The sequence below is a fragment of the Arthrobacter sp. RIT-PI-e genome (assembly GCF_001187915.1).
Classification (GTDB): domain Bacteria; phylum Actinomycetota; class Actinomycetes; order Actinomycetales; family Micrococcaceae; genus Arthrobacter_D.
The window spans coordinates 41,084-67,105 of sequence record NZ_LGIU01000038.1 but is presented as its reverse complement, the minus strand read 5'-3'; the positions used below and the strand labels follow the sequence as shown (position 1 = coordinate 67,105).

Below are 26,022 nucleotides of genomic sequence, written 5' to 3'. Positions count from 1 at the left end.
AAAATAACCTTACACAGTGGGTGTGGAGGGCGATTCCGCGTACATCACGTCCACGTCCCAGCGGGTGAAGCCGAGCTTCCGGTACAGGGCGACGGCGGCGGTGTTGTCCGCGTCGACGTACAGCATGACGGCCTGCAGCCCCTGCGCGTGGAGGTGGTCGATGCCCGCGACGGTCAGCGCCCTGCCGAGCCCGGTGCCCTGCGCCTCGGGCGTCACCCCCACCACGTACACCTCGCCCATCGGGGCGTGGCCGCCCGCGCCCGGATGGATCTTGGTCCAGTGGAAACCGAGCAGGGCGTCGTCGTCCTCCCGGACGGCCAGCAGGAACCCCTCGGGGTCGAACCACGCCTCGTCCATGCGCGCCTCGAGATCCGCGCGCGTGGTGGCGCCCTGCTCGGGGTGGTGCACGAAGGCGGCGGCGTTCGCGGCCAGCCACGCCTCCTCGTCCTGTCCGCGCACGAACGGGCGGATCCGGACGCCCGCGGGGAGCACGAGCGGCGGGGCGGACTCCTCGACGGCGGCGCGGGTGAGGCGCATGCGCCACAGTTCGCGTACCGGCTCGAACCCGAAGCGCGCGGCGAGATCCACCGCCGCGGCATGGTTCCCGTGCGACCACCCCTTCAGTCCGTCGAAGCCCGCCGCCAGTACGGCCTCCACGAGGGCGGTACCCACGCCCTCCGCGCGCGTGTCGGGGGCCACCACCAGTTCCAGCACGGCGCCGTCCTCCGCACCGCGGACCACGACCGCCACCCCGGCGAGCTCGGCGTCCTGCGCGGTGCCCGCCGCTCCCGCCGATCTCGCCGTGAAGACGGTCACCACACCGCGGGCGTCCTCGGAGCGGAGGGTCACGAGGGTCTGTTCGGCGAGCGGGGGATTGCCGTCCGCCTCGGCCGAGACGTCCGCGAGGTCTCGGACCTCCGCCAGGACGGGGGCGGGGGGGACGCCGGCCATCCGCTCGACGGCCCAGGCGGGGGAGGGGACTCTGCGGGCACGGCCCCAGCCTAGCCCCGCCGTATCCACCGGTTCCGTCCCTCCGCCGGCGGCGCTTTGCCCTCGTACGGGGAGTGTTGTAGAGTCGTGAACTGCTCGAGGGGGATGCACCAGGGGGGTGCCCGAGATACGTTCGACCCGTATGTCCTCCACCAAGGTCCGGCCCGTACAGGCAGGACGCGCGAAGCCCCGCCCGCCGATCGGTGGGAGGGGCTTCGTGCATCCGGCGGCGCGGTCCTGCGGTGTCAGGCGTCCTGGTTCACGGCGGCGCGGTCCTCCGGCTGCCGGGTGAGCATGAAGCGGTACCCCACGTTGCGCACCGTCCCGATCAGCTGCTCGTGGTCCGCGCCCAGCTTCGCCCGCAACCGCCGCACGTGGACGTCCACGGTACGGGTGCCCCCGTAGTAGTCGTAGCCCCACACCTCGTGCAGCAGCTGGTCGCGGGTGAACACGCGGCCCGGGTGCTGCGCCAGATACTTCAGGAGCTCGAACTCCTTGTAGGTCAGGTTCAGCGGCGATCCGCCCACCCTCGCCGTGTAGCTGGCCTCGTCGATCACCACGCCGGAGGCGTGGATCTCGGTGCTCGCGGCCTCGTCCGTCGCCGAGGCGCGTGCAATGGCGAGTCGGATCCTCGCCTCCACCTCGGCGGGGCCGGCGGAGTCCAGGACGACGTCGTCGGCCAACCAGTTGGCGGCCACCGCCGTCATGCCCCCCTCGGTCAGCACCAGCACCAGCGGCGCCCCGAGGCCGGTGGCCTTCAGGAGCTGCGTCAGGGAGCGGGCGCCCACGAGATCCTTCCGTGCGTCCACGAGGACGACGTCGCACGGTTCGGTCTCGAGCAGGGCGGTGGGCTCGGCGGGCAGGATGTGCACCTTGTGGCTGAGCAGTTCCAGCGCGGGCAGGATCTCCACGGAGGAGCCCGTGGTATTGGTGAGCATCAGGATGTGCGGCATGATTCCTCCACATGTCGGGAACGCGCATCATCGGGCCTTGGTGCCGGCGGAACCCGTGACGGGCCCCTGGCGGCGGTAAAGATTTCGACAAGTATAGCCGCAGCCGGTGTGACGGCTCGCACGCCCGGGACCCCGGATGACCGCCGATTTTCCCACCCGAACCAGGCGTAGGGCAGTATTGCTGGAGTGAAAAGGACCAGCGTGGCCATTGCTGCCGGAGCCGCAGCGACCGCCACGACGGCGATCGTCGCATCCTCCTACCTCTCCCTGACCGCCGTGGCGATCACCGTCTGCGTGGTCTGTGTGCTGGCCGCGGTCGGGTGGCCGCACCTCCTCCAGGTCCCTGCGAGGAAGAGCCAGGCCGCCGCCATCGGGGCGAGCGCAGTGCTCGCCGTGGTTCTCACCGCCACCACGGACGGCGCCGCCCCGTTCGGCTGGTTCCCCGCGATGGTGGCTCTCGGCGTGGGGGCGGTCTTCATGATCCAACTGGTGCGCGGGACGGGCCAGAGCCACCGGCTCGAGTCCATCCTGGGAGCCGGTACGGGTGTGCTGGTGGTGGCCATGGGTTCCGGGTGGGTCGCGGCCGACAGGCTGGGCTTCAACCTGTCGGACTCCGGGATGACGCTGGTCACCGGTGTGAGCGTGCTCGTGGCGATCGCCGTCTGCCTCCTGCCGCTGCCGGACCGCATCGTGGCGCCCGTCGCGGTCGTACTGGCCGCGCTGGCGGGCCCCCTCGGCGGTCTGCTCCTCACCGAGGTGCCGGCGGTCGCGGCGGCGGTCATCGGCGCCGTGTGCGGCGCCGTCATCGCGGCCACCCGCAGGCTGGCCGGCGGACGGGCCGCTCCGCTCTCCCGGATCGCCGCGATCTCGGTGGGCGTGAGTCCGGTGCTGGGCCTCGGCGCCGTCGTCTACCTCCTGGACCGGCTCCTGCTGGTCTGAGGTCCGTTCCCGGATCGGTCCAGCCCGGAGCCCGGCTCCAGCCGCACCGCCTGCCTCCCGCGCACATGGTGCACCTGCTCCCGCGGGTACCGCACGTTAGGATGGTCGCATGACGTCCATCCTTGCCCTGGAAATCTTCTTCATCTCGTTGCTGGCCCTCTCCGGTATCGCCATGGGCGGTTTCGCGATCCTGGTCATCACGCGCCTGTACAAGGGTCAGAAGTAGAAGACCCGCCGACGAACATCATGTCCTTCGAACTCCCCACCGACCTCACGCCCGAGCTCGTCCCGCTGTCGTGGCTCCTCGGGACCTGGGAGGGCACGGGGATGCTCGGTGAGGGTACCGCCGAGTCCGAGCGGTTCTCGCAGCGCGTCGTCTTCTCCCAGAACGGGCTGCCCTACCTCCAGTACAGTGCCGAGTCCTGGCTCATCGACGAGGAGGGCGCCAAGCTGCGTCCGCTGTCCGGCGAGACCGGCTTCTGGGCCCTGGACCGCAAGCTCAACGACGCCGACGTGGGCCCGGGCCTGAACCCGGCGGACATCGTGCCCGCCCTCAAGACCGCCGACGAGGTGGAGCAGTTCCGCAACGAGGCGGGAGGCTTCGACCTCACGGCCACGATCGTGCACCCCGGCGGGATCGCCGAGCTGTACTACGGCGACATCAAAGGCCCGCAGATCCAGCTCAGCACCGACCTCGTGATGCGCGGCCAGCACTCCAAGGAGTACACGGCCGCCACCCGGCTGTTCGGTCTGGTGGAGGGCAACCTCTACTGGAGATGGGACGTGGCGGCGGACGGCAATTCGCTCGAGGCACATGCCTCCGCCATCCTGCAGAAAACCTCCTGAACCCACCTCCCGGCTCGATCCCGGGCAGGAATAGACCTGTCCGGGAGGCGTTGTACCGGTCATGATCTCCTCCAGCCCCCTGCTCGCCCGACCCGGTGCCGTACCGGGCGGCGGAGCTGACGCCCTCGTCGCCTCCCACTACGGCGACCCGTTCCGCGAACAGCGACTCCTGGCCGAGGGGCAGGCCGTGGTGGACCTCTCCTCCCGCGGGGTGGTCACCGTCAGCGGCCCCGACCGCCTCAGCTGGCTCAACACCCTCTCCTCGCAGCTGCTGCTGGGCCTGGTATCCGGTCAGAGCTCCGAGACCCTCCTCCTCACCGTGCAGGGCCGTATCGAGCACGCCGCCCACGTGGTGGACGACGGCGGCACCACATGGCTGATCGTCGAGGGCGGGGAGGCCGCGCCGCTGGCGGCCTGGCTCGAACGCATGAAGTTCATGCTCCGGGTCGAGGTGACCGATGCCACCGGGGCCTGGGCCGTTCTCGGAGCCACCCGGGCGCTTCCCGAGCTGGGTGAGGGCAGGATCGTCTGGGAGGATCCCTGGCCCGCGATCGGTGCGGGCGGCTACGCCTACTCGACCGTCGACGCCGCCGCGCACCCCGGTGTCGACCGCCCCTGGTTCGAGTACCTCGTGCCCCGTGCCGAACTCGACACCGTGGTGACCTCCTCCGAACTGCAGCTCTCCGGGTCCCTCGCCGCCGAGGCCCTGCGCATCGCGGCGTGGCGTCCCCGGCCCGGCTTCGAGACCGACGAGAAGACCATCCCGCACGAACTCGACCTCATGCGCACGGCCGTCCACCTCGCCAAGGGGTGCTACAAGGGTCAGGAGACCGTGGCCCGGGTGCACAACCTGGGCCACCCGCCGCGCCGCCTCACCTTCCTCCACCTCGACGGCAGCCAGCACACCCTCCCCGCCCCCGGCAGCGCGGTGGTCAGCGAGGGGCGCACCGTGGGCCGGGTCACCTCCGTGGGGCACCACTACGAGATGGGTCCCGTGGCGCTCGCCGTGCTCAAGCGCTCGGTGGACGCCTCGGCCGAGCTCCTGGTGCAGGACGCCGACGAGACGTACGCCGCGGCGCAGGAGGTCATCGTGGCACCGGATGCCGGGCAGGTGGTGGGGCGCGCCACAGGTTTCCTGCGGGTTCCGCGATGACCGGCCCCTCTGTCGAGGGCGACGGCGTCGACGGGCGGCATGCGGACGTGGACGGTCCGGCGGATCCGGCCCCGGCCGACGACGCTGCGGCCGCAGCCGTGGCCCTGGCGCACGCACTCTTCGACGCGGCGCGTCAGGGTGACGCCGCGATGCTCAGGCGGTACCTCGATGCGGGTGTCCCGTTCACCCTGACCAACACCGCGGGGGACGGTCTGCTCATGCTCGCCGCCTACAACGGCCACCCCGCGATCGTCCGGGATCTCCTGGCACGCGGGGCCGACGCCGGGCAGGCGAACGACCGCGGCCAGACGCCGCTGGCGGGAGCGGTGTTCAAGGGGCACCTCGACGTGGTGCGGATCCTCGCGGAAGCCGGTGCGGACCCGGACGCGGGATCCCCCTCCGCCCGTGCCGCCGCCGAGCTGTTCGGCCGGACGGAACTCCTCGACCTGTTCGGGCGATGTCCGGTGGTCCCGGATGGGGTGGCCCTGGTCCTCCCGTGCCCGGCGTCGTGATCGCCTGGCGATCTGCACGGGTTCCACTGACGACCACGGCGGAGGTGCAGCGTGTCCCGCAGCGACATGCGGAAATCTCCGGGAAACCCGTCCGCGAGACCGCACCTGCCGCGACCCCTGCCCGGGTCCGAGATCAGTCGCGCTGCAGGGCCACCGAGGTCTGCGTCCCGGCGAAGGCGAAACCTGCACGCCGTGCGGTGCGCTGCGAGGCGGTGTTGTCCGTCCGCGCACGCCACTGGGGAACGAGGCCCGCGGCCATCGCCTCCTCGACCGCCACGGCCGCGATCCGCTGCGCGTGCCCTTGCCGGCGCCTCTCCGGCGGGGTGAGGACCGCGAGGTGGGCGAGAATGCCCTCCCAGATCTCGTACCCGGCACCGGCCAGGGGCGCTCGGGGTGTCGACGACGCCGTGTCCTCCTCGAGCAGCACGAACGTGTGCCCGAGGGCGCCGAGTCCCGCCTCGCCGACGTCGTCGGGCGGGCAGAGCTGCTCGAGGTCCCGCACCTCGCTGCCGTCGGTGGACACCACGGCCTCCGGGCCCTCGATCACGGGGAGCTCGTCGCAGAAGTAGAGCTGCGCCTCGCCGAGGCCGCGCCCGCCGTGCTCGCGGCTGAGGGCCAGCAGGGTGGAGTGGCCCCGCAGCTCGGGACCGGACAGTCCGCGAGCGGCGTCCACGGCCCAGGCGGGGCCGCGCAGCGCCTCACGGCCGAACAGCGTCACGAACGTGAGGACCCCGGCGTCGTCGTCCACGCGGTACAACCGGTCGGTGCCGCCGTCCCCGAGTGCGGTGTCGTTCAGCCCCAGCAGGCGTGACCAGGCGAGCTGGACGATCGCGACCGTCCCGGGATCGAGTTCCACGCTCAGCCGAAGAGGATCGCGGCTTCGTCGTACCGGTGCTGCGGTACGGTCTTCAGATTGCCGAGTGCCGCCTCGAAGCCGACGTGGGCGATCTCCGTACCGTTGAGGGCCACCATGGTGCCCCACAGTCCGTCCCGCACCGAGTCCACCGCAGCCATGCCGAGGCGCGTGGCGAGCACGCGGTCGAACGACGACGGCACGCCGCCGCGCTGGATGTGCCCGAGGATCGTGGCGCGGGTCTCGATGCCCGTCCGGGCCTCGATCTCGGGTGCCAGCTGGTCGGCGATCCCACCGAGGCGGGGGCGGCCGAAGGTGTCCAGGCCGCGCTCGGAGTGCGCCTGCTCGAGGTGCGAGGGCACGAAGCCCTCGGCCACGACCACCAGCGGCGCGCGTCCCCGGGCGTTCGCCGTGGACACCCAGTCGGCGATCTGCTCGATGCTGGTCTGCTGCTCGGGGATGAGGATGGCGTGCGCACCGGAGGCCATGCCGGCGTGGAGGGCGATCCACCCGACGTGCCGGCCCATGACCTCGGCGATCATGCAGCGGCTGTGGGACTCGCCGGTGGTCCGGAGGCGGTCGATGGCCTCGGTGGCGATCTGCACGGCGGTGTCGAACCCGAAGGTGTAGTCGGTGGCGTCGAGATCGTTGTCCACGGTCTTCGGCACACCCACGATCTTCAGGCCGAGGTCCGTGAGCCGCTTGGCGGCGGCCAGGGTGCCCTCGCCGCCGATGGCGATCACGGCGTCGATCCCGAGCCGGTCGAGATTCTCCTTGATGGCCTCGGCCCCACCATTGCCCTCGAAGGGGTTGGTGCGGGAGGTGCCGAGGATGGTGCCGCCCTGCTTGGAGATGCCCCGGACCGCGTGGCGGGGGAGGTCGATCACGTCCCCCTCCACCACACCGCGCCAGCCGTCACGGAAGCCGACGAACTCCTGCTCGTGGATCTTGATGCCCTTCAGCACGGCACCGCGGATCACCGCGTTGAGTCCGGGGCAGTCGCCGCCGCTGGTGAGGATTCCGATCTTCATGGGGCGTGATGTTCCTTCGACGAGGGGTGGTGGACCTACGGGGAGCGCGCCGTCGGGCCCACCTATGATTCTAGACACATGCACGGGTGCTGCTCCGGGCCGGGCGTCCCGGGGATCCGGCGCCTCGCCACGGAAGGGAACCACGTAGGCTGAGAACCGGCGCAGGCGGGGGCGGACCCCGCCGTCCGCGCCCCACCCGGTCCGAGGAGGACACCCGCAGTGCCCCAGGCTTCTCTCGCGCCAGCGGCGCAGCGCATCGTCCACATCTCCCGGCCCGTGCTCTGGATCAACACGCTCGGCACGGGTGTGGTGGGCATGTGGCTCACCGGCACGCTGTGGCAGGCGGAGGCGCTCGCGGTGCTCGTCTGGCTCACCCTGCCCTTCAACCTGCTGATCTACGGCGTGAACGACATCTTCGACCAGGACACCGACGCCCTGAACCCCCGGAAGGGTTCGATCGAGGGTGCGAGGATCCGGGCCTCCGAGGTGCGCACCATCTGGGTGTCCGTCCTCGCCACCAACGTGCCCTTCCTGCTGTGGTTCGCCTTCACCCTGCCGGCGGCGGCGCTCGCCTGGATGGCGGTCTACGCCCTCGTGTTCGTCTACTACAGCGCCCCGCCGCTGCGCTTCAAGGCGCGGCCCTACCTGGACTCGATCAGCAACGCGGCCTACGCGCTGCCCCTGGTCTTCGTGCCGTACGCGCTCGGCTCCCGGCCCGTGTGGTCCGCGGCGATCGGGCTCATGGCGTGGAGCGCCGCCAAGCACACCTACGATGCCGTCCAGGACATCGAGGAGGACCGCGGCGTGGGCATCACCACCACGGCCGTGCGGCTCGGACCCAAGGGCGTGGTGGGCTGGAGCGGTGCGTGGTGGCTCGTGTCCACCGTGTGCTTCGCGCTCGTCAACATCCCGGTGGCGGTGGTCAACGCGCTGATCGCGGGTGCGCTGCTGGTGGGGCTGGCCCGCGATCCGCGGCCGGAGACCGGGCACCGGCTGTACCGGTACTCGATCGCCTTCCCGTACGTGGCCGGGACGGTGGCCGGCGTCCAGCTCGTCGTCGCCCTGACGCTGGGACTGTACCGATGAGCCGCGTCGTCGTGGTCGGCGGCGGAATCGGCGGCCTCACCGCCGCCGCGCTGCTGGGACGGGCCGGTCACCGGGTCACCCTGCTCGAGGCCTCGGAGTACGTGGGCGGCAAGAGCCGTCGCCTCGATCTTGCGGGGCAGCGCGTGGACACCGGGCCGTCGCTGTTCACCTTCCCGGGGGTGTGGCAGGAGCTGCTGCGGCGCCTGGACGACGTCGTCCCGGACGGGACGCATGCGGGCGGAACGGGTGGCACAGCGCCCGCCGCGGAGGTCGCCGCACTGCCCCTGCAGCGCCTGCCGGAGGTGGGCAGGTACTACTACCGCGGCGAGGAGTGCCCGCTGCCGGTCCCCGAGGGCCACCCCTGGCACGCGGCGTGGGCGCGCTTCGCCGCCGAGCACGGCGTCCTGGGTGGCGACGTGTCACGCCTGCTCACCACGGCACCACTGGATCCCACGGTGCGCCCCGCACTGCTCAAGCTGGGGGGCCTGTACGGACCGCGGCTCACCACCCGCAGCTACCTGGACAGCCTCGACTGGATGCCGGAGGGCCTCCGGGAGGTCATCGCGATCCACACCCTCAACGCCGGGGTGAGCCCCACCCGCACACCGGCCCTGTACGCCAGCATGCCGGCCGTCATGGCGGAGGACGGCGTCTGGATCCCGGCGGGCGGCATCTACGAACTGGTGCTGGCACTCGAGCGACTCGCGGTCGACGCCGGGGTGGAGATCCACACCGGGGAACCCGCGGAGCGGATCGGCCGGCGCCGGGTCACCACCGCCGTCGGCACCTACCCGGCGGACGCGGTGGTCAGCGGCCTGGACGCCCACCGGCTGGGCGGCCTGCTGACCGGGCGGGCGCCGCGTAGCCCCCGCAAGCTCTCCTGCTCCGCCGTCGGGATCTACGCGGTGCTCGATCGTCCGCTCCCCGCTGGGACGGCCCGGCACGGCGTGATCATGCCGGACGACCCGGCGGAGCTCTACCGTGCCCTGGAGGCGGGGGAGGAGCCGTACCAGACCATGGCGTTCGCCAACTACTACCCGGCGGACGGGGTGTACCCGAACAGCGCCGACACCCTCGCCCTGCTGCTCACCGCGCCGGCCAACGGCAAACGGTACTCACTCGACGATCCCTTCGTGGTGCGTGAACTGGAACGCACCACGAAGGTCCTCGGCCTCACCGAACCCCTGCAGGGGTACTTCGAGGACCACCGGATCCTGGACCCCGGCCACTTCGGCGAGCGCGGTTCGGCTGGTGGCGCGTTGTACGGGGCGGTGCACCCGGTGTTCCTGAGCGGCCCGCTGCACGTCCCGGGGTTCTCGGACCCGCTGCGACCCTGGCTGTGGCGCGTGGGGGCGTCCGTGCACCCTGGGGGTGGCCTGCCGGCGGTGCTCGGGGGCGCCATGATGTCCATGCAGAAGCTGCTGGCCAGGCTCGGTCCGGCGCAGTAGGAGCAGACCGCCGTCCGCCGTCGAGCATCCTCCCCGGGAGGAACCGCCGTGCCCGGAAGTGCCGGGCGGGAGCACCCGGCCAGCGGTAACCGGACCGGGTTGGATCAGCGCGGGTTGGATCAGCGCGCGACGCTCGCCGCGGGAACCGGGACGCCTGCGGCTTTCGCGGCGGCCCTGACGAGCTGGACGCGACGCCGTGCGACCAGGACGATCAGTGCCGCGGCGAGGACGGCCGGGAACACGAGCCCGGAGAAGATGCAGACGCTCATCCACAGGAACATCGACACCAGCAGGCTGTCGAGGAGGCCGGGGCGCAGCACCTGACGCTCCAGGCGGCGTCCGCCGATCAGCACCAGCAGGGCGGACGCGATGAGCCCGGAGATCAGCCACCCCCCGTAGTTGGAGAGGGGCACACCGTAGTAGGGTCCGCCGTCGGGCCAGATCCAGAAGCCGAGCGACACCGCCCCGGGGTCGAGCACGCCGTCGATCACCACGAGCAGCAGACCGCCGAGCACGATCCTCGCGAGGACGTGCCGGGTGCCCGCCACGACGGCGACGGCTCCGATCACCAGGGGTACGTAGGAGAGCGGGAGCAGGTAGGGGACGTGGTCGAGGATGCGCGGTCCCATGGCGTCCCCGTAGTGGAACTGGCCGTAGGGGTACCCGGTGGCGGTGCCCGTGCCCTCGATGAGATAGCCGAACACGGAGACGGCGACCAAGGCCACACCTCCGCGGACCGCGCCGAGCTGCTGCACCAGCGCGATGAAGGCAGGCAGGGCGATCAGCAGGTTGAAGCCGTAGGACGCGTACTCGGCACCCTCCACGTCGGGGAACTCGACCACGAAGAACCCCGAGACGAACAGGAAGAGACAGAAGGCGATCAGCAGGGGAGGGAGGGCGCGGGGGGCTGCGGTAGTCTTCGGCACGCCTCCCATCCTTCCAGGTGGCGCGCCGGGGCGGGGCACCCGATGCCGTCCCGGCGCGCTACCCGTGTCCTGAGGGAGGATCAGCTGCGCGCGAGGAGCTGCTCCAGGGCGATCGTGCCGTCCGTCTTCGGGAGCAGGAGCCAGAGCACCCCGTACATCGGCAGGCGAAGGAAGGGCAACAGGAGGCTCAGCAGCACCCCGATCCGCCCCAGGCTCGCCCGCCAGCCGAAGTGCCGGGCGATCCCGGAGGCGATGCCGCCGAGGATCCCTCCGGGCGCCCTGGTGATCGGGGAGGAACGGAGAACGCGGTAGAAGGATTCCATGGTCGAGGTGCCTTTCGTAGCGGGTGCTCCCACGGTAGTGCGCGGGAGCCGGAACAGGGTGGGGGAACAGGGAGGGGGCAGGCCTGGCCGGCCGGCACGGGTGGGAGCCGCTCAGGAGGGTTGCGTGGGCGAGTGGTCCTCGTCCTCCGCCGGGCGTGCCCTGAGGGACAGGAGCCCGCCGAGGATCAGCGACACCCCCACACCGAGGAGCAGACCGAGGGCCACCAGCACGGGGTCGAGCGGGATGGCGCTCACCTCGCCGATCAGCACCAGGAGACCGACGGCGAGGAGCGTGACACCCCAGATTACGGTGCCGGCGCGGACACGGCGTCGGTGTGGGGGGATCACGGTGCTCATGGGGTGCCTCCGTCGCGGGCGGCATCCGCGCCGGCCCCGGTGAGGACGGTGACCTGTCCGAGGGCGTTCCGTGCGTCCACGATCAAGGTGGCGCCGGTGGCGTCGGTGTTCAGGACCTCGGTCCTCCGGTCCAGGACGTTCCCGCCCGACGTCGTCGAGGATCGGTCCTCGACGACGTCGGCCTGTCCCAGCACGCTGCGGAACCGGACCTCCACCGGGACGTCGTCGGGCACCAGCACGGTGACGTCGCTGACCAGCGATCCGACCGGGACCACGACATCGCGTTCGGGGCGGGGCAGCCCCCGGAGGTCCAGCGGGCTCTGCGATGCCAGCACGCTGTAGCCATCGGCGGCGGTCCGCAGGGACGACGGCGTACTGCTGCCCTCCTGCGCTACCACCCAGGTGCCGCCCACCACGGCGAAGGAGGACGCCACGGCGGAGAGCAGGGTGAGCGCCGCCGTGAATCCCACGAGCCCGGAACTCCGGCCGCGCAGTCCGAGACCGATCACGCCGAGACCCAGGACCACGGTCGCCGCGGCGAGCGCCACCACGGTGGCATGGGGGAGAACCAGGATGCCGGCGCGGTCGAGGACCAGCAGGGTGCCCGCCGTGGTGGCGGCCGCCCCAAGGAGCAGCGCCGTCGTGGCCCCCGAGGGCTGCGTACGACGAGCTGTGACGGAGCGCGACGGCGCCCTGCCCGGTTCCGTGTGGAGCGGTACCTGCGCCGGGCGGGAGTAGTCCCGGTAGGCGGCCAGTTCCGGTGACGGCCGGTAGGGGAGCGGGTGGGGCAGGGGTGCGTCGGCCCGGCCCTGTGCTCCCCCACGGTCGGCGGCCCCCGAGGCGGTGCCGAAGCCCGGCGTCCCGCCGGAGCTCGGCCGGTCGGTGGAGGGACCGGTGGAGGAGCCCGCGCCCGGGGCGCCCGGACGGCCGGGGGTGCCGTCGCCGCCGGGTCGGCTGCCGCCACCTCCCGCAGGGCCTCCTCCCGGTGAGTCGGGTCGAGCGTCGCCGGGTGCACCCGCGGGGCCGCTCCCGCTGGACCGGTTGACGATCCAGTAGACGAACAGTCCGGCACCGCCCACCCAGAACAGCGTCCAGGCCGCCCCGTTCCCCTCCGTGACCAGGGGGATGCCGGGACCCAGGAGACCGAGCACCACGAACGCGGTGGCCCCGGTCATCCCCGAGGTCCAGGTCCCGCGGACGGCCTGCTCGGCGTGGATGCGCCCGTCCGGTTCCGGGAGGAGGGCCCAGGCCACCCCGTACAAAAGGATCCCGATGCCACCGAAGATCGTGAGGACCACGATCAGCCCGCGCACCAGTGCCAGATCGAGTCCGGTACGGTGCGCCACGGCACCGGACACACCACCGATCCACCGCTCGGGCGTCCGGGTGACGCCGAGTCCGCGGATCCACCGGAAGAACGAGGAGAGGGACGGCGATGATGGCGAGGACGGTGCGTGCGGTGGGGGCTGCTGCCGGGACGGCTCGTCCGGCGGGGGTACGGAGGTCATGGATCCATCCTGTCCGGAGGGGGAGCACCGGGGTATCCGGGACCACCCTGAAAAAACCCTGAGTGCACCCTGGTCCCGTTCCTGCGACGGCCCGGACGGCGCCCCTGCGTGCTTGGATGATCGTATGAGACCGCCCCTCGAACGTACGGCCGACGGCATGATCGCCGGCGTCTGCGCGGGGCTCGCCGTCCACCTCGGCGTGAAGCTCTCCTGGGTGCGGCTCGCCATGGTGGGCCTGGCGCTCCTGTCCGGAGCCGGCGTCGTCCTCTCCGGGTGGCTCTGGATCTTCGTCCCCACCACCGCCGACGGCGCCTCCCACCCCGCGCGCCGGACCGGGCCGGCGGCCTTCATGGCGGGCACGGACCCCCGGCCGGCAGCGGCCGGCGGGGGCGGGGCACCCCCGCCGCGGGCGTCGCAGCCCTCCGTGGCCGCGGGGCTACTCGATGCGGAGGCGTGGCACCGGCGCACGCTCGACGCCGGGCGGAAGGAGATCCTCCTCGGAGTCGGGCTCCTGCTCCTCGCCTCCGTCCTGGTGGTCCAGCTGCTCGGGGTGCGGGTGGACTGGAACCTCCTGGTCCCGGTGGCCGTGGTGGTCGTGGGGGCTGCGCTCGCCTGGTCCCAGCTCGACGCCGTGCGCCGGGCACGCGTGATGAACCGGACCGGTGCCGCCCGCGAGGGCGGCCCCCTGCGCCTGTTCGCCGGGATCGTCCTCGTGGTGGTAGGGGTCCTCGTGGCACTGTCCAGCAGCGGGTCCTGGTCCCTGACCATGGCCACGCTGGGGGCGGTCCTCGCCGGCCTGGCCGGGGTGGGACTGGTCCTCGCACCCTGGGCGCTGAAGTTCTGGCGGGACCTGGAGGCGGAACGGGCCGCACGTGTCCGGGAGACGGAACGGGCCGAGATCGCGGCCCACCTCCACGACTCGGTGCTGCAGACCCTCGCGCTGATCCAGAACCACGCCGCGTCGGAGACCGAGGTGGTGCGCCTGGCACGCGGGCAGGAGCGGGAGCTGCGCCAGTGGCTCTTCGCCGATCCCGCGGAGGGCCCCGGCAGCCTCGCCGAGCGGCTGCGGATCATCGCGGGCGGGATCGAGGACCGCCACGGGTACCCCGTGGAGGTGGTCACGGTCGGGGACATCGTGCCGGGACCGGCCGAGGACGCCCTCGCCCAGGCCGCACGCGAAGCCATCCTGAACGCCGCGAAGCATGCACGGACCGCGGTCTCCGTGTACCTGGAGGTGGGTGAGTCCGCCGTCGAGGTGTTCGTCCGTGATCGCGGCCCCGGGTTCGACCAGCACGCCGTCCCGGAGGATCGGCTCGGCGTCCGGGAGTCCATCCACAGCAGGATGCGCCGGCACGGGGGCTCCTCCGAGGTGCGCAGCGGCACCGGGGGTACCGAGGTCCGGTTGCGGCTGCCCCGATCCGTGCGGTCCACCGTCTAGGCTGACGGAGGACCGTCCCATCCCTCCACCGGGGAGTCAGCCGTAGGGATTCCCCGGCCCTACGGGGTGTCGGCGGTCTGCCGGTGCCGTCCCGTTCGAGGGAGGCCCGGTGAGGACACCGGGCAGGGGTACGGGAGGGGCAGGGCATGGAGACGGCGGCACCGATGCAGGAGGACGTCCCCGGCTCGCTGACCGTGGTGATCGTCGACGACCACGGCATCTTCCGTTCCGGCCTCCGCACCGCCCTGGGATCGTCCGTCCGCGTGCTGGGTGAGGCCGCCACGGTGGAGGAGGCGGAGGCCGTGATCGGAGCCGTCCAGCCCGACGTCGTCCTCCTCGACGTCCACCTGCCCGGGGGCCGCGGTGGTGGCGGCGCCGAGGTGCTCCACCGCTGCGCGAGGCTCGGTGTAACCTCACGGTTCCTGGCCCTCAGCGTCTCGGACTCGGCGGAGGACGTCGTGGCGGTGATCCGCGCCGGTGCCCGCGGCTACGTGACCAAGACCATCTCCGGCGCCGAGATCACCGACGCCGTGCACCGGATCGCGTCCGGGGACGCGGTGTTCTCCCCACGACTGGCCGGTTTCGTGCTCGACGCCTTCGGGACGGCGTCGGCGGTGGTGGAGGACGAACTGGACCGACTCTCGGCCAGGGAGCTGGAGGTGATGCGGTTGATCGCGCGCGGGTACACCTACCGGGAGACCGCCAAGGAGCTGTTCATCTCCGTGAAGACCGTGGAGACCCACGTCTCCGCGGTACTCCGCAAGCTGCAGCTCTCCTCACGGCACGAACTCACCCGGTGGGCCACCGAGCGCAGGCTGCTCTGAGTCGGGCACGGGGACCAGCGGGTCGTCAGCGGGCCGATCCCAGGAACTCCTGGAGCCGCCCCACGCCCGTGGCGAGGTCCTCGTCGCCGAGGGCGTAGGAGAGGCGCAGATAGCCGCTGGGACCGAAGGCCTCGCCCGGCACCACCGCCACCTCCACCTTCTCCAGGATCAGTGTGGCCAGTTCGGCCGACGTCGCCGGGGTGGCGCCGGCGAGGCTCCTGCCGAGGAGCGGACGTACGTCCGCGTACGCGTAGAACGCGCCGTGCGGGGTGGGGCACTCGACGCCGTCGATCGCGTTCAGGCCGTCCACCATGGCGCGGCGACGGCGGTCGAAGGCCATTTTCATCTCGTCCACCGCCGTCAGCGGGCCCGAGACGGCGGCCAGCGCGGCCATCTGCGACACGTTGGCCACGTTGGACGTGGCGTGGGACTGCAGGTTCGTGGCGGCCTTGACGAGGTCCTTCGGGCCCACCATCCATCCCACGCGCCAGCCGGTCATGGCGTAGGTCTTCGCCACACCGTTGAGGATCACCACCCTGTCGCCCAGCGAGGGCGCCGCGGTGGCGATCGAGGTGAAGGGGACGTCGTCGTACGTCAGGTGCTCGTAGATCTCGTCCGTCACCACCCACAGGCCGCGCTCGGCCGCCCACTCGCCGATCTCCCGGACGGCCTCCGGCCCGTACACCGCACCGGTGGGGTTGGAGGGGGAGACGAACAGCAGCACCTTGGTGCGCGGTGTCAGGGCCGCCTCCAACTGGTCCACCGTGACGAGGTAGCCCTGCTCGGGGCCGGCGAACACCTCCATGGGCACGCCCCCGGCGAGGGTGATGACCTCCGGGTAGGTGGTCCAGAAGGGTGAGGGCACCAGGACCTCGTCCCCGGGATCCAGGAGCGCCGCGAAGGATTCGTACACCGCCTGCTTGCCCCCGTTGGTCACCAGGACCTGGGCGGGGTCGACGGCGTACCCGGAATCGCGCAGGGTCTTCCCGGCGATCGCCTCGCGGAGCTGCGGAAGCCCCGCGGCCGGTGAGTAGCGGTGGAACTTCGGCTCCCGGGCGGCAGCGACGGCCGCCTCCACCACGTAGTCCGGGGTGGGGAAGTCGGGTTCACCGGCCCCGAAACCGATCACGGGGCGGCCGGCGGCCTTGAGGGCCTTGGCGCGGGCATCCACCGCCAGGGTGGCGGACTCCGTGATCGAACCGATCCGCTGGGAGATACGGGGGAGGGCTGCCCGGCGGGCGTCGTCGGAGGTCGCGTTCATCATGTCCCGTTCCGTGAGAATCTGTGGCCGGTCCCAGCTTAGGTGCTGACGGGCGGGGACGCGGGTCCGGAGGTCGAGGAGGCCACCGGGCCGTACGCGTGCCGGAACCGCCGTCCCGGCGGGAACGCGACGCCGGTTCGACGTTCCGGCGCGGAGTGCGTAGACTTGTCCCTCGGTGTTGAAACACCATGATGGTTCGTGCCCTCGCAGGCCTCACCGGAGTGGACGCAGGAAGTGTTCGATCACCATAGGGTAGTGGCGCAATTGGTAGCGCAGCGGTCTCCAAAACCGCAGGTTGCAGGTTCGAGTCCTGTCTGCCCTGCGCGTGACCCTCACAGCACGAACGCTGAGGGTGCGGCAGAGAAAGATCACGTCCCGGCGCGGGCATGAGCCCCGCGTCCCAGTACGTTCGATCAGCTGGGGCGCCATCGGTGGTCCGGCTGGGCGACCACACAGATTGATGAGGTTGACGGTGACCGATACCGCTGCGAGTAGTTCCACGGGAGGGCCTTCAGGCAAGAAGGACACCAAGCGCGGGTTCTTCTCCCGTATCGCGCTGTTCGTCCGGCAGGTCCTCGCGGAGCTCGGGAAGGTGGTCACTCCCACCCGCCGCGAACTGGTCCGCTTCACCATCACCGTCCTCGCCTTCGTGGTCATCATGATGCTGATCGTCACGGCCCTGGACTTCCTGTTCGGGTTCGGCGCCGGATGGGTCTTCGGGCGCTGACCGGAGCGGGGCAACGCACCGGTCCCGGTACCGAGGTACGGGGGCCGGCCACAGACAAGCAAGACAACGCTGAAGAATGTCAGAAAGCAGGCGGCAAGGTGTCGGAGCAAGAACTCGAACAGCAGATCTCCCCCGAGGACGGTCTGGACGACGAGGAGTACGGAGCGCAGGTGGAGGCCGAGGCCTCCGCCGTCGACGCGTCCGCCGACGACTCCGAGGTGGCCGAGCACACGGCTGACACCGAGGTGGCCGCCGAGGGCGGGCTCCTCGCGGACGACGCCGAGCTCGACGTCGTCGGCCCCGGGCTGGACACGCCCGGCGCGATAGCCCCGACCGAGGAGGAGGTCGAGGCGGAAGGAATCGTCGCCGAGATCGATGCTTCCGCAGCGGACCCGGTCGCGGACTTCAAGGCCAAACTGCGCCGCCAGGAGGGTGACTGGTACGTCATCCACTCCTACGCCGGCTACGAGAACCGCGTGAAGGCGAACCTCGAGACCCGCATCCAGACCCTGGACATGGAGGATTTCATCTTCGAGATCCAGGTGCCCATGGAGGAGGTCGTGGAGATCAAGAACACCACGCGGAAGATCGTCAACCGTGTGCGCATCCCCGGCTACGTCCTGGTCCGGATGGAACTCACCGACGAGTCCTGGGGTGCGGTCCGCCACACGCCGGGTGTGACCGGTTTCGTGGGGAACGCACACAACCCGGTACCGCTGAGCCTCTCCGAGGTGTTCTCGATGCTCGAGCACACCATCGTCCACACGGACGCGGAGTCGGGGAAGCCGGTCCAGCCCGCTTTCACGCCGGCGACCGTGAACTTCGAGATCGGCGAGTCCGTGACCGTCAACGAGGGCCCCTTCGAGACGCTGCCCGCCAGCATCTCCGAGATCAAGCACGAGTCCCAGCAGCTCGTGGTGCTCGTCTCGATCTTCGAGCGCGAGACCCCGGTCACGCTCTCCTACAGCCAGGTCACCAAGATCTCCTAGAACTTCGACGCCCCGGCTCGCTTGGCCGGACGGCGTCGGCGAGGCCATCACGCCATGATGGCCACCAGCCCGCAGGACGCTCCTGTCCCGCGGGAACGCAATGTAAGAGAAGGACCCTTTCATGGCCCCCAAGAAGAAGGTCACCGGCCTCATCAAGCTGCAGATCAATGCAGGTGCCGCCAACCCGGCTCCCCCCATTGGTCCTGCGCTCGGACAGCACGGTGTCAACATCATGGAATTCTGCAAGGCGTACAACGCCGCGACGGAATCCCAGCGCGGAAACGTCATCCCCGTGGAGATCACGGTGTACGAGGACCGCTCGTTCACGTTCGTCACGAAGACCCCGCCGGCCGCCGAGCTCATCAAGAAGGCAGCCGGAGTGGCCAAGGGCTCGGGTACGCCGCACACCGTCAAGGTCGCGAAGCTGACCAACGCCCAGGTGGAGGAGATCGCCACCATGAAGATGGAGGACCTGAACGCCAACGACGTCCAGGCAGCCGCCAAGATCATCGCCGGTACCGCCCGCTCCATGGGCATCACGGTCGAGGGCTGATCACCCACACCCCCCGCCCCGCCGGTTCCTCCGGCACCGGGCACCAGACAATTCATGAGCACGACGGCGCCGCACCGGCGACGGCGTGAGTGGCAGGGCCCGGCGCGGCCCGTGGACCACGACTGCAAAAGGAGAGCAAGCAGATGGCACAGCGCAGCAAAGCATACAAGGGAGCTGCAGGGAAGATCGAGGCGGACAAGCAGTACACGCCCCTCGACGCAGTGACCCTGGCGAAGGAGACCAACCCGTCGAAGTTCGACGCCACGGTGGAGGTCTCCTTCCGCCTCGGCGTCGACCCCCGCAAGGCCGACCAGATGGTCCGCGGAACGGTCAACCTGCCCCACGGCACCGGTAAGACGGCTCGCGTCCTCGTGTTCGCCACGGGCGAGAAGGCCGAGGCGGCCATCGCCGCCGGGGCCGACTTCGTGGGCTCGGACGACATGATCGAGAAGGTGTCGGGCGGCTGGACCGACTTCGACGCCGCGGTCGCGACGCCGGACCTCATGGGCAAGGTGGGACGCCTCGGGAAGATCCTGGGCCCCCGCAACCTGATGCCGAACCCGAAGACCGGCACCGTCACCCCGGACGTCGCCAAGGCCGTCACGGACATCAAGGGCGGAAAGATCGACTTCCGCGTGGACAAGCACTCGAACCTGCACTTCATCATCGGCAAGGTGTCCTTCGACGAGCAGAAGCTCGGCGAGAACTACGCCGCTGCACTCGAGGAGATCCTCCGCCTGAAGCCCTCGGCGTCCAAGGGCCGGTACATCCAGAAGGCCACCGTCTCCACGACGTTCGGCCCCGGGATCTCCGTGGACCCGAACGTCACCAAGGTGTTCGCGGTCTAGTCCCACCCGAGAGCACCATCGCGGGTCGCCGCGACCCAGGAAGCCCCGCAGCACAGAGCTGCGGGGCTTCCGCTTTGCCCCCATCCGTCGCCCGCTCCCGCGATTTGGCGTGCCCGGGGTCCTCACGTACTCTTGAAGTACCAAAGACCGTCGGTCGGTCCACTCCGCTCGCTCCCCACGATTCGTCGTGAGATCCCGAGAAGGACGAAGATCCGAAAGCTCCCGTGAAGGGACGGCCTACGCAGGTGAACGAAGCTCCTCTCCACGGATCATGTCCGTGTCGAGTCCAGCCCCGTGCATCTGCGCGGGGCGTTTCCATTGGAGCTGGGAAGCCGGCGCATATTCCCCCGGAAGGAGGGTTATGGCAACGCCAACCAAGGTTTCTGCAGTGGATGAGATCACCACCGATTTCAAGGACTCCACCGCCGCTGTCCTGACCGAATACCGCGGGCTCACCGTTGCTCAGCTGAAGGAACTCCGCCGCGCCCTGGGTGCGGACAACAAGTTCTCGGTCGTCAAGAACACCCTGACAGGCATCGCGGCGAAGGAAGCGGGCATCGACGCGTTCGATGGCCAGCTGGCCGGACCCACCGCGATCGCGTTCATCAAGGGTGACGCCGTAGCTGCTGCCAAGAGCCTCACGGATTTCGCGAAAGCCAACCCGAAGCTCGTCATCAAGACCGGGATCTTCGAGGGCAAGGCCCTCGCCGCTTCCGAGGTGGTCGCACTCGCAGCTCTCGAGTCACGTGAACTGCAGCTCGCCCGTGTGGCCGCCGTCCTCAAGGCGCCGATGTCCTCACTGGCACGCACCGTGGACGCATTGCGCGTCAAGCTCGAGGAGGGAAGCGGCGCTGCTCCGGCAGCGGACGCCGACGCTCCTGCTGCCGAGGAGACCGCTGCTCCCGCAGAGGCCCCCGCCGAAGCTCCCGTCGAGGAAGCCGCAGCACCCGAAGCGAACTAGTTTCCGCTTCTCCCCCATTACTGAAGGTGCAGTGCACCACTGAAGGAAGGACGCCACCCATGGCGAAGCTCACCAACGAAGAGCTCATCGAGGCTTTCAAGGAACTGTCCATCATCGAACTCTCGGACTTCGTGAAGTTGTTCGAGGAGACCTTCGACGTCACCGCTGCCGCAGTTGCAGTCGCAGGCCCCGCCGGTGGCGGAGCCGAGGCCGAGGCCGAGGAGCAGACCGAGTTCGACGTCATCCTCGAGGCTGCCGGTGACAAGAAGATCGCAGTGATCAAGGAAGTCCGCGCGCTCACCTCGCTGGGCCTCAAGGAAGCCAAGGACGTCGTCGACAGCGCCCCCAAGGCCGTCCTCGAAGGCGCCACCAAGGAAGCTGCGGAGAAGGCCAAGGAGACCCTCGAGGCCGCCGGAGCCACCGTCACCCTCAAGTAACACCCCGCTGTCCGCGGCCCGGCCGGGTCACGACAGTGAGAACAGGAGCCCTGCTTCCCCTCGTGGAAGCAGGGCTCCTGTCATGTCCGGGGACGGGAACGGCGCCGCACCCCTCCAGGGCGGTACCGCGGGCACACGGCATGCCCCGACCGTGCTCGGGGCCGCCTGGCACCAGAGCAGCAGGGCCTCACCCTGATTCCGCCACCGCACAGTGCACGGCCGATCTCCCCGTACCGCGCCGGGCCGGTTCCGGGGCGGAGTGCAGGGAGTCGTCCGGTCCTGCCACCTGGCCCGGGGAACCCGGCACCGCCACGGCCCATGAGCCCAGCTCCTCGGCGCGTGCCCGCCTGGTCACCACGGGAGCGGCCGCCCCGTCGGACAGGGGGCTGAGTTCCCCGCCGTGATCGCGCCGTCCGGGGGAGGACGGGCCGAGCCTCGCCCGGGGGTCCATGGGGGTCGCGGGGCGGCCGCCCTCGTCCGCGCCCAGCACCGCGCTCCCGCCCCTGCGCTACCGGCCGTCGGTCACCGACTCCTGACCGCCCGCCACGGAGGCCTCACCCCTGCGGACGAGCCGGGCGGCGTCGATCACCGCGCTGAGACCGGACAGGCACGCCTTGTCCAGGATGACGGCGGGGGAGACCCCGGGGAGTGCCGTGGCGGAACTCTTCTCGGTCGTCGTCGACCTGGCGTCACCGGTGCCGGGCGGACGGCCGATGCGGCATGGACCGGGAAGCGTCCGTGTGCTGCGTGCTCGGCATGCTCATGCCGGGCTTGGTGCGTCGGGACCGGCGGGGTAGAGCAGGGGAAGCTGGAGGGTCAGCCAGGGGCTGAAGGCCCAGGGGGTGGCGGCGACCGCGCGGACCAGCTCCGCCACGTCCACCCACCGGTGGTCCATCACCTCGTCCGGTGCGGCACTCACCGTGCTGGTGGCGCGGGCCGTGTACACCGGGCAGATCTCGTTCTCCACGATCCCGGAGGCGTCCACGGCCCGGTACCGGAAATCGGGCAGCGCCGGGGTGATGTCCGTGACGGTGAACCCGAGTTCCCGTGCAGCCCGGCGCCGGACGGCGTCCTCGAACGCCTCCCCGGGGGCGGGGTGTCCGCAGAAGGAGTTCGTCCAGACCCCGGGCCACGCCTTCTTGTCCAGCGCGCGGCGCGTCACGAGGATCCGCCCGGCGTCGTCGAACACGTGCGTGGAGAAGGCGAGGTGCAGGGGCGTGTCGGACGTGTGGACCGTCGCCTTGTCGTGCGTGCCCAGGGCGGTACCGTCCTCCGCCAGGAGCACCACCACCTCGGTGCCGAGGGCGTGTTCGCCGAGCTCCTGCTCGCTGACGACTGTTCGACCGGTCACTGTGGCACTTCCTCCGCTGATCGCCCGTATCCTAGGCGCAATCCCTGGTACCGCCGCATCCGGGGGCCGCTGCCTCCCGTTTCGCCAGTAATGACTCATCCGTTGTTTACTTTACCTATGGACATGGACACTCTGCTGGTCGAGCCCGCGGGGCTCGAGCAGGTGGAGGGTGCCCTCGCCAGGTTCTTCGAGGAATCGAAGGCGCGGGCGGCCAGGATAGGGCCCGGCTACCACTCGCTGTGGGAGACCCTGGAGCGGTGCACCGCCGGTGGCAAGCGGTTCCGTCCGCGGATGGTCGTCTCCGCCTACCAGATGCTGGGCGGTACGGACCTGGACAACGTGGCCGAGCTCGCGGCGGCCTTCGAGCTGCTGCACACCGCGCTGATCGTGCACGACGACGTGATCGACCGCGACTTCACCCGACGGGGCATCCCGAACGTGTCCGGCCGCTACCGCACCCTGGCCGAGACCGCCGGGGTGCCGGCCGACGGCGCGAGCCACATCGGTTTCTCCGCGGGCGTGATCGCGGGCGACCTCGCGCTGTCCAACGCCTACCGTCTCCTCGAACGCGTCCAGGCCCCGCCGACCACCAGGCGTCGGCTCGGCGACATCCTCGACGAGGCGGTGTTCGCGTCGGCGGCGGGGGAGTTCCTCGACATCGAGTCCGCCCTCGACCCGGCCATGCCGTCGCTGGAGCACATCGTGCACATGGCGCGGCTCAAGACCTCCGTCTACTCCTTCGAGGGGCCCCTGCAGGCGGGGGCCGTGCTCGCGGGTGCGGACGAGGACCTGATCGAGCGACTCGGCCGCTTCGGGCAGGACGCCGGGATCGCCTACCAGATCGCCGACGACCTGCTCGGCGTGTTCGGCAACGAGACCCGTACCGGCAAGACCAACTGGGGTGACCTCCGCGAGGGCAAGCGCACGGCCCTCATGTCCTACATGGCGGCCCGGCCCGAGTGGGAGAGCATCGCCTCCCTGGTGGGACACCCCGGGATGTCCGCGGCCGACGCCGAGTACGTGCGCGGCATCCTCGTGGACAGCGGCGCCCGGGACTACTCGGCGGATCTCGCGGCGGACTACGCCGCCCGTGCCCGCACCCACCTCGGGTCCGACGTCGTGCCCCCCGCACTCCGGGCCGTGCTGGAGCCCGTGGTCACCGCCGTCGTGGACCGGGTCCACTGAGTGGGTGTCGAGACCTCGCTGGCGCGCTACGACGCGGCGGCACTGAAGACCTCCGCCGAGGTGATCCGGTGCTACTCCACCTCCTTCGGGATGGCCTCCCGGATCCTCGACGCCGCCACCCGGCGCCGCATCGAGGCCGTGTACGCCCTGGTGCGGGTGGCCGACGAGATCGTGGACGGCGCGGCCGCGGGTGCGGGGCTCGACGTCGCCGCCGTGGGTGAGCTGCTCGACGGCCTGGAACGGGACACCGAGACCGCCATGGGCACCGGCTACAGCGCCAACCTGGTAGTCCACGCGTTCGCCGTCACCGCACGATCCACGGGGATCGGCGTGGAGCTGACCCGGCCGTTCTTCGCCTCCATGCGCGCCGACCTCACGCAGACCGAGCACACGCAGGAGTCCTTCGACCGCTACGTCTACGGATCCGCCGAGGTGGTGGGGCTGATGTGCCTCCGGGCGTTCCTGGTGGGCCGGAGTGTCCCCGCCCATGAGGAGGCGGTACTGGTGGACGGTGCACGCCACCTCGGGGCCGCGTTCCAGAAGATCAACTTCCTCCGCGACCTCGCCGAGGACTTCTCCACCCTAGGTCGGAGCTACTTCCCGGGGGTGCGGCCCGGGAGCTTCTCCGAGGCGGACAAGATCCGCCTCCTCGACGACATCGACGACGACCTCCGCATCTCGGCCGCCGCGCTCCCGGGTCTGCCGATCAACGCCCGCCGCGCGGTGGCCCTGGCACAGGGGTTGTTCACCGAGCTCGCCTCGCGGCTGCGTGCGACGCCGGCCGAGCAACTCCTCCGGGCACGCGTCCGCGTCCCCGACCCCGTCAAGCTCAGGATCGCGGCGAGGGCCCTGACCGGTCGCGCGGTACCGGGACCCGTCGCACAGAAGAGGACACCATGAGTGAGCAGCGGAGCGTGCGGGCCGGAGCCGAGGACGTCGTCGTGATCGGGGGCGGGATCGGTGGCCTGGCCACGGCCGCACTCCTGGCCCGCGAGGGGCGCGGCGTCACCCTGCTGGAGAAGCAGGACGAGGTGGGCGGCCGTGCCGGGTCCTGGGAGACGGACGGTTTCCGCTTCGACACCGGGCCCTCCTGGTACCTCATGCCCGAGGTGATCGACCACTTCTTCAAGCTGATGGGCACCAGCGCCGACGCCGAGCTGGACCTCGTGAAGCTGGACCCCGGCTACCGGGTCATCTTCGAGAAGGGCTTCGAGTCCGTGGACGTCCCGGCGGACCGCGCCGCCGTCACCGAGCTCTTCGAGTCCCTGGAGCCCGGTGCGGGGCCCAGACTCTCCGCGTACCTCGACTCCGCCGAGGACGCCTACGAGATCGCCAAGAAGCGGTTCCTCTACCCGACGTTCCAGTCCTTCCTGCCCTTCCTGCGGCCCGACGTGATCCGGCGGCTGCCGCGCATCGGCTCCCTGCTCCTGCAACCGCTGCAGACCTTCGTGGAGAAGCGCTTCGAGGATCCGCGGATCCAGCAGATCCTCGGGTACCCGGCGGTGTTCCTCGGGAGTTCGCCCTTCGACGCCCCCAGCATGTACCACCTCATGAGCCACCTGGACCTGGACGACGGCGTGCTCTACCCGAGGGGCGGCTTCACCACGCTCGTCGACGCGATGCGCCGCGTGGCCGTGGCCGCCGGCGTTGACATCCGGACCGGGGCCGACGTCATCTCGATCGACACGGTCCCGCGCACCTCCGGGCGGAACCCGCTCGACCGCCGCACCGCCGCGGTCCGCGGTGTCACCTACCGCACCGCCGCCACCACGACGTCGGTCTCGGCCGACCTCGTGGTCTCGGCCGCGGACCTGCACCACACCGAGACCGAGCTGGTGGAACCCGGACTCCGCACCTACCCGGAGGAGTACTGGGCGAAGCGCGTCCCCGGCCCCAGTGCACTCCTGCTCTACCTCGGCGTCCAGGGCGAGCTCCCGGAGCTCGAGCACCACACCCTCCTGTTCACCACGGACTGGCGCGACAACTTCGGGCGGATCTTCGGCGCGGAGACCTCGATCCCCTCACCCGCCTCGCTCTACGTCTGCCGCCCGAGCGCCACCGACGGATCGGTCGCGCCGGAGGGGCACGAGAACGTGTTCGTCCTGGTACCCATCCCTGCGGACGTCTCGATCGGCAAGGGCGGGGAGAACAGCGGGGGAGACCCCCGCGTCGAGGAGCTCGCGGACACGGTGATCGCCCAGATCGCCGAGTGGGCCGGCGTCCCGGACCTCGCCGAGCGCATCGTGGTGCGCAGGAGCTACGGGCCGCAGGACTTCGCCACCGATCTCAACGCCTGGAGCGGCACCTCCCTCGGGCCGGCGCACATCCTCAAGCAGAGCGCCTTCTTCCGCGGTTCGCACCGGAGCGCGCGCGTGGCGAACCTGCTGTACGCGGGGAGCTCCACGATCCCCGGCATCGGCATCCCCATGTGCCTGATCAGCGCCGAACTGGTCGTGAAGCGGTTGCGCGGGGACACGAGCACCGGGCCGCTGCCGGAACCCGCCGTCGGCTAGCCGGCACCGC

Annotated in this window: 29 protein-coding genes and 1 tRNA gene; 18 read left to right on the top strand and 12 right to left on the bottom strand. The window is 70.8% G+C overall.

The features are described from left to right. Positions 1-9: 9 nt before the first annotated feature. Positions 10-951 carry a mycothiol synthase gene (gene mshD, locus AC792_RS03590; RefSeq protein WP_049829211.1) on the bottom strand — a complete coding sequence of 314 codons (942 nt, stop codon included), beginning with the start codon at positions 949-951 and terminating at the stop codon, positions 10-12. A 284-nt stretch (positions 952-1,235) separates the two neighbouring features. Then, entirely contained in the window at positions 1,236-1,943 is a 708-nt protein-coding gene (locus AC792_RS03585; RefSeq protein WP_049829210.1) for a winged helix-turn-helix transcriptional regulator, read from the bottom strand. A gap of 201 nt (positions 1,944-2,144) precedes the next feature. Between AC792_RS03585 and AC792_RS03580 the strand changes: the two genes are divergently transcribed. From AC792_RS03580 to AC792_RS03565, 4 genes are all read left to right on the top strand, one after another. After that, a complete protein-coding gene (locus AC792_RS03580; RefSeq protein ID WP_235436338.1) occupies positions 2,145-2,882 on the top strand; it encodes a hypothetical protein in 738 nt (245 codons plus the stop codon). Between the two features lie 246 nt (positions 2,883-3,128). Next, on the top strand, positions 3,129-3,728 hold the full coding sequence (locus AC792_RS03575) for an FABP family protein (RefSeq protein WP_049829209.1): 600 nt from the start codon (positions 3,129-3,131) through the stop codon (positions 3,726-3,728). Positions 3,729-3,789: 61 nt separating this feature from the next. Further along, entirely contained in the window at positions 3,790-4,881 is a 1,092-nt protein-coding gene (ygfZ, locus tag AC792_RS03570) for a CAF17-like 4Fe-4S cluster assembly/insertion protein YgfZ (protein ID WP_049829208.1), read from the top strand. Next, complete coding sequence (locus AC792_RS03565; protein WP_082177355.1) at positions 4,878-5,393, top strand: ankyrin repeat domain-containing protein; 516 nt, start codon at positions 4,878-4,880, stop codon at positions 5,391-5,393. The genes ygfZ and AC792_RS03565 overlap by 4 nt, the downstream gene beginning before the upstream one ends. A 133-nt stretch (positions 5,394-5,526) precedes the next feature. On the opposite strand, the gene AC792_RS03560 is transcribed toward AC792_RS03565, so the two are convergent. Together AC792_RS03560 and AC792_RS03555 are read right to left on the bottom strand one after the other, a co-directional pair. Next, positions 5,527-6,249 (bottom strand): GNAT family N-acetyltransferase, encoded by a 723-nt coding sequence (locus AC792_RS03560; protein ID WP_049829207.1) that lies wholly within the window; start codon positions 6,247-6,249, stop codon positions 5,527-5,529. A gap of 2 nt (positions 6,250-6,251) precedes the next feature. Beyond that, positions 6,252-7,277 carry a 6-phosphofructokinase gene (locus tag AC792_RS03555; RefSeq protein ID WP_049829206.1) on the bottom strand — a complete coding sequence of 342 codons (1,026 nt, stop codon included), beginning with the start codon at positions 7,275-7,277 and terminating at the stop codon, positions 6,252-6,254. Positions 7,278-7,496: 219 nt separating this feature from the next. Here AC792_RS03555 and AC792_RS03550 point away from each other — a divergent pair, with 219 nt between their 5' ends. Both AC792_RS03550 and AC792_RS03545 read left to right on the top strand, forming a co-directional pair. Then, the gene (locus AC792_RS03550) at positions 7,497-8,363 is read left to right on the top strand and encodes a UbiA family prenyltransferase (RefSeq protein ID WP_049829205.1); all 867 of its coding nucleotides are present in this window, start codon (positions 7,497-7,499) and stop codon (positions 8,361-8,363) included. Continuing rightward, on the top strand, positions 8,360-9,811 hold the full coding sequence (locus tag AC792_RS03545; protein ID WP_049829204.1) for a phytoene desaturase family protein: 1,452 nt from the start codon (positions 8,360-8,362) through the stop codon (positions 9,809-9,811). The genes AC792_RS03550 and AC792_RS03545 overlap by 4 nt, the downstream gene beginning before the upstream one ends. A gap of 119 nt (positions 9,812-9,930) precedes the next feature. Here the strand turns inward: AC792_RS03545 and AC792_RS03540 are convergent, their stop codons facing one another. The 4 genes from AC792_RS03540 to AC792_RS03525 all read right to left on the bottom strand — a co-directional run bounded on the left by AC792_RS03540 (position 9,931) and on the right by AC792_RS03525 (position 12,925). Next, positions 9,931-10,737, bottom strand: coding sequence for a carotenoid biosynthesis protein (locus AC792_RS03540; RefSeq protein ID WP_049829203.1), 807 nt, complete (start codon positions 10,735-10,737; stop codon positions 9,931-9,933). A gap of 80 nt (positions 10,738-10,817) precedes the next feature. Beyond that, positions 10,818-11,060, bottom strand: coding sequence for a PspC domain-containing protein (locus AC792_RS03535; RefSeq protein ID WP_049829202.1), 243 nt, complete (start codon positions 11,058-11,060; stop codon positions 10,818-10,820). A gap of 111 nt (positions 11,061-11,171) precedes the next feature. Continuing rightward, on the bottom strand, positions 11,172-11,417 hold the full coding sequence (locus AC792_RS03530; RefSeq protein WP_049829201.1) for a hypothetical protein: 246 nt from the start codon (positions 11,415-11,417) through the stop codon (positions 11,172-11,174). Beyond that, the gene (locus AC792_RS03525) at positions 11,414-12,925 is read right to left on the bottom strand and encodes a PspC domain-containing protein (protein ID WP_049829200.1); all 1,512 of its coding nucleotides are present in this window, start codon (positions 12,923-12,925) and stop codon (positions 11,414-11,416) included. The genes AC792_RS03530 and AC792_RS03525 overlap by 4 nt, the downstream gene beginning before the upstream one ends. A 124-nt stretch (positions 12,926-13,049) precedes the next feature. Here AC792_RS03525 and AC792_RS03520 point away from each other — a divergent pair, with 124 nt between their 5' ends. Continuing rightward, positions 13,050-14,363, top strand: a complete 1,314-nt coding sequence (locus AC792_RS03520; protein ID WP_049829199.1) for an ATP-binding protein — start codon at positions 13,050-13,052, stop codon at positions 14,361-14,363. Between the two features lie 146 nt (positions 14,364-14,509). Next, on the top strand, positions 14,510-15,187 hold the full coding sequence (locus AC792_RS03515) for a LuxR C-terminal-related transcriptional regulator (RefSeq protein ID WP_235436336.1): 678 nt from the start codon (positions 14,510-14,512) through the stop codon (positions 15,185-15,187). Between the two features lie 25 nt (positions 15,188-15,212). On the opposite strand, the gene AC792_RS03510 is transcribed toward AC792_RS03515, so the two are convergent. Beyond that, a complete protein-coding gene (locus AC792_RS03510; RefSeq protein WP_049829222.1) occupies positions 15,213-16,448 on the bottom strand; it encodes a pyridoxal phosphate-dependent aminotransferase in 1,236 nt (411 codons plus the stop codon). 249 nt (positions 16,449-16,697) lie between these two features. Here AC792_RS03510 and AC792_RS03505 point away from each other — a divergent pair. The 7 genes from AC792_RS03505 to rplL all read left to right on the top strand — a co-directional run bounded on the left by AC792_RS03505 (position 16,698) and on the right by rplL (position 20,963). Continuing rightward, positions 16,698-16,770: transfer RNA gene (locus AC792_RS03505), tRNA-Trp, on the top strand. A 150-nt stretch (positions 16,771-16,920) separates the two neighbouring features. Next, a complete protein-coding gene (secE, locus tag AC792_RS03500) occupies positions 16,921-17,175 on the top strand; it encodes a preprotein translocase subunit SecE (RefSeq protein WP_235436334.1) in 255 nt (84 codons plus the stop codon). 98 nt (positions 17,176-17,273) lie between these two features. Next, a complete protein-coding gene (gene nusG / locus AC792_RS03495) occupies positions 17,274-18,164 on the top strand; it encodes a transcription termination/antitermination protein NusG (protein ID WP_049829197.1) in 891 nt (296 codons plus the stop codon). A gap of 121 nt (positions 18,165-18,285) precedes the next feature. After that, positions 18,286-18,717 carry a 50S ribosomal protein L11 gene (gene rplK, locus AC792_RS03490; RefSeq protein WP_043440576.1) on the top strand — a complete coding sequence of 144 codons (432 nt, stop codon included), beginning with the start codon at positions 18,286-18,288 and terminating at the stop codon, positions 18,715-18,717. Positions 18,718-18,860: 143 nt separating this feature from the next. After that, a complete protein-coding gene (rplA, locus tag AC792_RS03485) occupies positions 18,861-19,565 on the top strand; it encodes a 50S ribosomal protein L1 (RefSeq protein WP_049829196.1) in 705 nt (234 codons plus the stop codon). A gap of 361 nt (positions 19,566-19,926) precedes the next feature. After that, the gene (rplJ, locus tag AC792_RS03480) at positions 19,927-20,526 is read left to right on the top strand and encodes a 50S ribosomal protein L10 (RefSeq protein WP_049829195.1); all 600 of its coding nucleotides are present in this window, start codon (positions 19,927-19,929) and stop codon (positions 20,524-20,526) included. Positions 20,527-20,585: 59 nt separating this feature from the next. Next, entirely contained in the window at positions 20,586-20,963 is a 378-nt protein-coding gene (gene rplL / locus AC792_RS03475) for a 50S ribosomal protein L7/L12 (protein ID WP_049829194.1), read from the top strand. Between the two features lie 187 nt (positions 20,964-21,150). Here rplL and AC792_RS03470 read toward each other — a convergent pair whose 3' ends face one another. The 3 genes from AC792_RS03470 to idi are packed head-to-tail and all read right to left on the bottom strand — an operon-like array spanning position 21,151 to position 22,314. Next, positions 21,151-21,453: a hypothetical protein gene (locus AC792_RS03470; RefSeq protein WP_049829193.1), complete on the bottom strand. Its 303-nt coding sequence runs from the start codon at positions 21,451-21,453 to the stop codon at positions 21,151-21,153. Between the two features lie 18 nt (positions 21,454-21,471). Then, positions 21,472-21,678, bottom strand: a complete 207-nt coding sequence (locus AC792_RS18140; RefSeq protein ID WP_152916000.1) for a hypothetical protein — start codon at positions 21,676-21,678, stop codon at positions 21,472-21,474. Positions 21,679-21,723: 45 nt separating this feature from the next. Beyond that, positions 21,724-22,314, bottom strand: coding sequence for an isopentenyl-diphosphate Delta-isomerase (gene idi / locus AC792_RS03465; protein ID WP_049829192.1), 591 nt, complete (start codon positions 22,312-22,314; stop codon positions 21,724-21,726). 123 nt (positions 22,315-22,437) lie between these two features. Here idi and AC792_RS03460 point away from each other — a divergent pair, with 123 nt between their 5' ends. Genes AC792_RS03460 through crtI form a run of 3 tightly spaced genes read left to right on the top strand, consistent with a single transcriptional unit; the run spans position 22,438 to position 26,012 of the window. Continuing rightward, entirely contained in the window at positions 22,438-23,499 is a 1,062-nt protein-coding gene (locus tag AC792_RS03460; RefSeq protein WP_235436329.1) for a polyprenyl synthetase family protein, read from the top strand. Next, on the top strand, positions 23,500-24,399 hold the full coding sequence (locus tag AC792_RS03455) for a phytoene/squalene synthase family protein (protein ID WP_049829191.1): 900 nt from the start codon (positions 23,500-23,502) through the stop codon (positions 24,397-24,399). Then, complete coding sequence (gene crtI / locus AC792_RS03450; protein WP_049829190.1) at positions 24,396-26,012, top strand: phytoene desaturase family protein; 1,617 nt, start codon at positions 24,396-24,398, stop codon at positions 26,010-26,012. Before AC792_RS03455 ends, crtI begins: the two co-directional genes overlap by 4 nt. Positions 26,013-26,022: the final 10 nt, after the last annotated feature.

Bases quoted from the DNA above. Each gene is read 5' to 3' on its own strand.
- mshD (WP_049829211.1), bottom strand. From the start codon at position 951: ATGGCCGGCGTCCCCCCCGCCCCCGTCCTGGCGGAGGTCCGAGACCTC.
- AC792_RS03585 (WP_049829210.1), bottom strand. From the start codon at position 1,943: ATGCCGCACATCCTGATGCTCACCAATACCACGGGCTCCTCCGTGGAG.
- AC792_RS03575 (WP_049829209.1), top strand. From the start codon at position 3,129: ATGTCCTTCGAACTCCCCACCGACCTCACGCCCGAGCTCGTCCCGCTG.
- ygfZ (WP_049829208.1), top strand. From the start codon at position 3,790: ATGATCTCCTCCAGCCCCCTGCTCGCCCGACCCGGTGCCGTACCGGGC.
- AC792_RS03565 (WP_082177355.1), top strand. From the start codon at position 4,878: ATGACCGGCCCCTCTGTCGAGGGCGACGGCGTCGACGGGCGGCATGCG.
- AC792_RS03555 (WP_049829206.1), bottom strand. From the start codon at position 7,277: ATGAAGATCGGAATCCTCACCAGCGGCGGCGACTGCCCCGGACTCAAC.
- AC792_RS03545 (WP_049829204.1), top strand. From the start codon at position 8,360: ATGAGCCGCGTCGTCGTGGTCGGCGGCGGAATCGGCGGCCTCACCGCC.
- AC792_RS03535 (WP_049829202.1), bottom strand. From the start codon at position 11,060: ATGGAATCCTTCTACCGCGTTCTCCGTTCCTCCCCGATCACCAGGGCG.
- AC792_RS03530 (WP_049829201.1), bottom strand. From the start codon at position 11,417: ATGAGCACCGTGATCCCCCCACACCGACGCCGTGTCCGCGCCGGCACC.
- AC792_RS03525 (WP_049829200.1), bottom strand. From the start codon at position 12,925: ATGACCTCCGTACCCCCGCCGGACGAGCCGTCCCGGCAGCAGCCCCCA.
- AC792_RS03520 (WP_049829199.1), top strand. From the start codon at position 13,050: ATGAGACCGCCCCTCGAACGTACGGCCGACGGCATGATCGCCGGCGTC.
- AC792_RS03515 (WP_235436336.1), top strand. From the start codon at position 14,510: ATGGAGACGGCGGCACCGATGCAGGAGGACGTCCCCGGCTCGCTGACC.
- AC792_RS03510 (WP_049829222.1), bottom strand. From the start codon at position 16,448: ATGAACGCGACCTCCGACGACGCCCGCCGGGCAGCCCTCCCCCGTATC.
- rplK (WP_043440576.1), top strand. From the start codon at position 18,286: ATGGCCCCCAAGAAGAAGGTCACCGGCCTCATCAAGCTGCAGATCAAT.
- rplA (WP_049829196.1), top strand. From the start codon at position 18,861: ATGGCACAGCGCAGCAAAGCATACAAGGGAGCTGCAGGGAAGATCGAG.
- rplJ (WP_049829195.1), top strand. From the start codon at position 19,927: ATGGCAACGCCAACCAAGGTTTCTGCAGTGGATGAGATCACCACCGAT.
- rplL (WP_049829194.1), top strand. From the start codon at position 20,586: ATGGCGAAGCTCACCAACGAAGAGCTCATCGAGGCTTTCAAGGAACTG.
- AC792_RS03460 (WP_235436329.1), top strand. From the start codon at position 22,438: ATGGACACTCTGCTGGTCGAGCCCGCGGGGCTCGAGCAGGTGGAGGGT.
- crtI (WP_049829190.1), top strand. From the start codon at position 24,396: ATGAGTGAGCAGCGGAGCGTGCGGGCCGGAGCCGAGGACGTCGTCGTG.